Consider the following 5,079-nt stretch of genomic DNA (forward strand, 5'->3'; position numbering starts at 1 on the left):
ACGCCCGGGCAACCGCCGATGTCGTTCATGGTGTCCAAATTGGTGGTGGACTCTCGAAGCTTCCGACGAATCGATGCCATGCGTTTCGGACGCGATGCCATGTCGCCCTTCAGTCGCAGGGCTCTCATGTGGTGACCGACAGAGAACTGGACGCTCCGCATCGGCAGAAAGTGCGAGGCGCGCCAGCTGTTGGCGATCGAGAAGATTTCGAGTGCGTCCACGTACTGGCCGGCAGTGATGTCTGGTCCGAAAAGCATGGGTTTTGCCAGCCGCTCGCCTGCCTTGCGAACGGCATTCATGCTGTATTCAAGGCGCGGGTACTGAGTCATTGGACCATAAAGTCAAGGTAGGGCGCCTCATTCTGGACTGGCGAGACGACCGCAAGCGAATCGGATCTCATGGACCGTATCTTTGAGTACGCGAAAGACGAAAGTAAGCACCTTTGCGCTTGCCTTGAAGGCATCCTATTCTGGAGGAATAGCATCCGCTCGTGGGCATAGAATGTCGGTACTGCCTTTCCTGAGAATTTACGCGCCGCTCAACGCGGTGCTGGCCGCGCCTGGGCTGCTGGCGGTGGCTGCGCTCACGATGCCGGGCATGTCGGGACGAAGCAGGCTGGCTCTGACTGCCGTGCTTGCAGTCATTTGGGGCGCCTATCTTCTGCAGATGGCCGAGACGCTGCTCAAGCGCTGGGCGGGAGACCTTCGGGACAGGACGCCGGCAATCGCCATCGATATGCTCGCGGTTTTGGTTCCGCTCGCTGCATTTCTGCTCGACGGCACGCCCGACCGCAGCCTCTACTGTGCTGTCTGGCTGCTGAAGCCGCTGCGCGACTCGACATTCTTCCCGGTACTGGGCAGGGTGCTGGCCAACGAAGCGCGCAACCTGATCGGCGTCACCACGCTCTTCGGCGTCGTTCTGTTCGGTGTCGCGCTCGCCGCCTATGTCATCGAGCGCGACATCCAACCGGAAAAGTTCGGCAGCATCCCCCAGGCAATGTGGTGGGCGGTGGTCACGCTGTCCACCACCGGTTATGGCGACGCCATTCCGCAAAGTTTCGCCGGCCGCGTCCTTGCCGGGGCGGTCATGATGTGTGGCATCGGCGTCTTCGCGCTCTGGGCCGGCATTCTTGCCTCCGGCTTCTATCAAGAAATCCGTCGCGAGGATTTCGTCCGCAATTGGCAATTGGTCGCCGGCGTGCCGTTGTTTCAGAAGCTCGGCCCGGCCGCGCTGGTCGAGATCGTGCGCGCGTTGAGACCTCGTAATTTGCCGGCGGGTGCCGTGATCTGCCGCAGGGGCGAGACCGGGGATCGGATGTTCTTCGTTGTGGAGGGGCGTGTCAGCGTCGCGACGCCACACCCGGTGGAGCTTGGCCCTGGCGCCTTCTTCGGCGAGATGGCGCTGATGAGCGGCGAACCGCGCATGGCGACCGTCAGCGCCGCAACGGCGGTCTCACTCCTGTCGCTGCACGCGGCGGATTTCCAGATGCTGTGCAGCAGCAGCCCGGAAATCGCGGAAATCATCCGCAAGACCGCGCGCGAGCGGCACGGCGCGGCACCGATGGCTTGATCGTGCCACTATTCGTCAGGGGGAGGTCGCGATGGCAAGGCTGCCCCTGTCGACAATGGCTGACTGGAACTATGTGGGCGGCTCTATCGGCCACGCGCGGAGGTTCTGGACGGAACGTGGAAGTTCCCAGAGGCGCAGCCGCCGAGCGCTCGGGCGGGCGTCATTCAGACGGCGGACGGCCGAGGCACATCCGCACGCGCCTGATGTCGATGCCGCCCTGGACAAGATGTGAAGCACAGGTGGTGGCGCAGGATGTGGGCACGACCTGATCATCGGCGCCGAGGTCGACTTCCGCCTTGGCATCGTTCCAGGTGGCTCGGAACCATGCCTGGCTAAGCCTGGTGGCGGTTCGTTGGGCTGGCGCCTTTCGGTCGGAGGCAGCTTGATGACTTCCTTCCGCCCGGTCATCGGAATGGTGCGGCTGCGGCCGGATTTGCTGGTCCGGAAACTGAGGCGATGGCGAGGAGGCATCCGATGTCAACCAGCAAGAAATGTGAACGCGCCGAACATCGGCTTTCCGCGGATGCGGCGGATCCGCGGCAGTTTCCTGGCAGTTGACGCAAGGCCTTGCCATGATTCCGTCAGCCGATCGCCGGATTCGGCCGGGAATAAGCGGTTGCCGCGGACCCGATGGTTAACGAGAGCTTTCTGAGTGAGGCCAAATCGTGTCATTTGTGCAACAACGCTGGGGGATAGCAGCCGAACAGCCCTTTCGCCGGTACGATCGTTGTTGAACGCCGCCGGCTCATGGGTAATGTCGAATTCGAAGGAGCGGCGCGGTGCGCATCTTTTTCGGTAGTGGGGATGGGGCAGGGAACGCTGTCCTTCAGCAAAGAATACCCAGACCCGTTTTTTAACTTTTGACTGGAGGTCAGAAAATGAACATCAAGAGCCTGCTTCTCGGCTCCGCTGCGGCCCTGATCGCAGTTTCCGGTGCGCGCGCCGCCGACGCCGTCGTCGTCGCCGAGCCGGAACCCGCTGAATACGTCAAGATCTGCGACGTCTACGGCGCTGGCTACTTCTACATCCCCGGCACCGAAACCTGCCTGCGCATCGGCGGCTATGTCCGTTACGACATCGGCGTCGGCGACGTGGGTTCGTTCGACGGTGCGACAAGCGCCGATCACGAGGACGGCGGCAGCAACGACACCTTCTACAAGCATGCCCGTTTCTCGCTGAAGACCTGGACCGGCCAGGAAACCGAACTCGGCACCTTGAAGACCTACACCGAGACCCGCTTCAACTTCCAGAACAACAACCGTGATTCGGGCAGGTTCGGACAGCTCAATACAGCTACGAACGGCGACACCGTCTCGCTGAACTTCGCCTGGATCCAGCTCGGTGGTCTCCGCGTAGGTAAGGACGAATCGGCCTTCGATACGTTCATCGGCTACGCCGGCAACGTCATCCAGGATACGTTGGTTCCCTATGGCGGTTTCGACACCAACGTCGTGCAGTACTACTTCGACGCTGGCAACGGCTTCTCGGCCGTCGTCTCTCTCGAAGAAGGCTCGGGCTTCGACACGATCGACAGCTACGTTCCGCATGTCGTCGGTGGTGTGAAGTGGACGCAGGGCTGGGGCGCGGTCACTGGCGTCATCGCTTACGATAGCAACTATGAAGAAGTCTCCGGCAAGGTTCGCTTGGACGTTAACGCCACCGACCAGATCTCGCTCTTCATCATGGGCGGCTACGGCTCCGATGATAACCTCACCGACGGCACCTGGACGTTCCCGGCTGGCGGTCGCGGCTTCTACAAGCCGTGGAGCGGCAATTGGGCCGTCTGGGGCGGCGGCACCTACAAGTTCAACGAAAAGACCTCGTTCAACCTCCAGGCGTCGTATGACGAAGGCAAGAACATCGGCATCGCCGCGAACGTTGCCTATGACATCGTTCCCGGCCTCACGATCACGGCCGAAGTCGACTACTCGCATCTCGGCGACGACTCCGTGTCGAACTGGACGGGTATTACTCCTGGCAAAGACGACGCAATCGGCGGCATGCTTCGCTTCCAGCGTTCGTTCTAAAAGGCGCTGCCTTATTGAAATCGAAAACCCGGCGGGCAACCGCCGGGTTTTTTCATGTCGTCTGTATGGAACTTCGGACAGCCGATGGCATGGCCGCCCGCCTGCTGCCGCGCTTGCAGACGTGGAAGAACAACCCTCGCAGCGAAAGGAAAGGAGGAAGCCAAACTGCTTGGCAAGCGACGCGCGAAACGGCGGCAGGCCCGTGGCCAGGATACGCTGGCCGGACAGGTGAAGGAACGCGGCGTTCAGCCTGAGGAAAGCCTGTTAGACTGGTCTAACGGCGGAAAGCGTACGCCGGCGGGATTGGGTGCAACCAACTGCGCGCAGCATCAGGCACTACCGGTCAAAACTCAGCAAGATCGCCCAAGGCTTCGATCAACGGCTGAATCTCGCTTTCGTAATTCTTCCAACGCTTGACGGACGACGTATAGATCGGCTGGCGAACCTGCCAATTGCTGTAGGTGTTTACGGAGCCGCCTTTGTCAAAAAAGCGCAGGCAGGCATCGTCCCACGGCAATCCGAGATAATCCATGAGCCGGCGCGACTGCTCCTCCTGATTTTCGATCAACGTCTCGTAGCGACTTTCGAAAATACGACCCGGAAAAACATTATCCCAATGCCGCATCAAGCGATCATACTCCCTGTAGTAAAGCCCCAGCGTCTCAAGATCGGCACTGTAGCTGTGGGCTTTATTGAACTGCAGGACGAAACAGGAGATGCAATTGTCGATGGCGTCGCGACGACAATGAATGATACGCGCTTTGGGGAAAAGAAGGCCAATCAGGCCGATCAGCTCGAAATTGTGAGGCATCTTGTCGACAATTCGCAGCGAGTCGGGAGCCCGCTCGCGCAGATAAGCAAGGTGCTCTTCGGCCAAAGTCCTGGTCAGATCGGGAGTAATCATCGCGATGGATTGGCCGAAGTTCACACTGGAGCGGTCTGCGACACCGAGTCCATTGGCTGTTCGCCTGAGTTTGCTGAGCTCGCCGGCGCCATGAACATTGGGGTGACTGGCACAGATCTGCTCTGTCAATGTCGTGCCCGAACGAGGCATGCCCACGACGAATACAGGCTCCTCCGAGGGATTGCCGTACGCGGCTCTTGAAGCCACCAGTTCCGGCGTGAAGGTTGCGATCATGCCGTCGACCGAGCGGCGGTAAGATTGCAGATCGAATGTATGGCCCCCGGCTTCATTCCCCTTCTTAAAGTGATCCATCGCCTCCTTATAGCGGCGGAGGTCGTTGAGAACCTTTCCTGCGGCGTGATGGAGCGCTGCCGCTCCCTCCGGCCCATGGCCCGGGTCTTGAAGCTCCGTCAGGATTGCCCCGAGTTCTGGCGGCTCTTCAGCGAATTTGCGCGTGCGTACAAGCGCGTTGTGGGCAGCCGGTACCGCGATGCGCCGTTCTATTGCCTCTTTCAGATGAACCGCGGCTTCGTCCATACGGCCGAGGCTTGCGAGCGCGCGGGGCAACCCCAACCGGGC

The 5,079-nt window shown here is 60.6% G+C and carries 3 protein-coding genes and 2 pseudogenes; 2 read left to right on the forward strand and 3 right to left on the reverse strand.

The genetic code is table 11. From position 1 onward, the window contains the following. Window positions 1-299: pseudogene (locus tag EOA36_RS27205) on the reverse strand (hypothetical protein); the annotation flags it as partial. A 202-nt stretch (window positions 300-501) separates the two neighbouring features. Here EOA36_RS27205 and EOA36_RS27210 point away from each other — a divergent pair. Beyond that, complete coding sequence (locus tag EOA36_RS27210; RefSeq protein WP_127280187.1) at window positions 502-1,569, forward strand: cyclic nucleotide-gated potassium channel; 1,068 nt, start codon at window positions 502-504, stop codon at window positions 1,567-1,569. Window positions 1,570-1,747: 178 nt separating this feature from the next. On the opposite strand, the pseudogene EOA36_RS38455 reads toward EOA36_RS27210, so the two are convergent. Then, window positions 1,748-2,028, reverse strand: a pseudogene (locus EOA36_RS38455) (site-specific integrase); the annotation flags it as partial. A gap of 419 nt (window positions 2,029-2,447) precedes the next feature. Between EOA36_RS38455 and EOA36_RS27220 the strand changes: the two are divergent. Further along, complete coding sequence (locus tag EOA36_RS27220) at window positions 2,448-3,596, forward strand: porin (RefSeq protein ID WP_127280188.1); 1,149 nt, start codon at window positions 2,448-2,450, stop codon at window positions 3,594-3,596. 343 nt (window positions 3,597-3,939) lie between these two features. Here the strand turns inward: EOA36_RS27220 and EOA36_RS27225 are convergent. Next, the coding region (locus tag EOA36_RS27225) for a sulfotransferase (protein WP_145969330.1) at window positions 3,940-5,079 on the reverse strand (1,140 nt) is incomplete at its 5' end.

It is taken from the genome of Mesorhizobium sp. M8A.F.Ca.ET.021.01.1.1, assembly GCF_003998025.1.
In the GTDB taxonomy this organism is placed as follows: domain Bacteria; phylum Pseudomonadota; class Alphaproteobacteria; order Rhizobiales; family Rhizobiaceae; genus Mesorhizobium.

What these genes read in the sequence shown, in the direction of transcription:
- EOA36_RS27210 (WP_127280187.1), top strand. Translation starts at nt 502, where the DNA reads ATGTCGGTACTGCCTTTCCTGAGAATTTACGCGCCGCTCAACGCGGTG.
- EOA36_RS27220 (WP_127280188.1), top strand. Translation starts at nt 2,448, where the DNA reads ATGAACATCAAGAGCCTGCTTCTCGGCTCCGCTGCGGCCCTGATCGCA.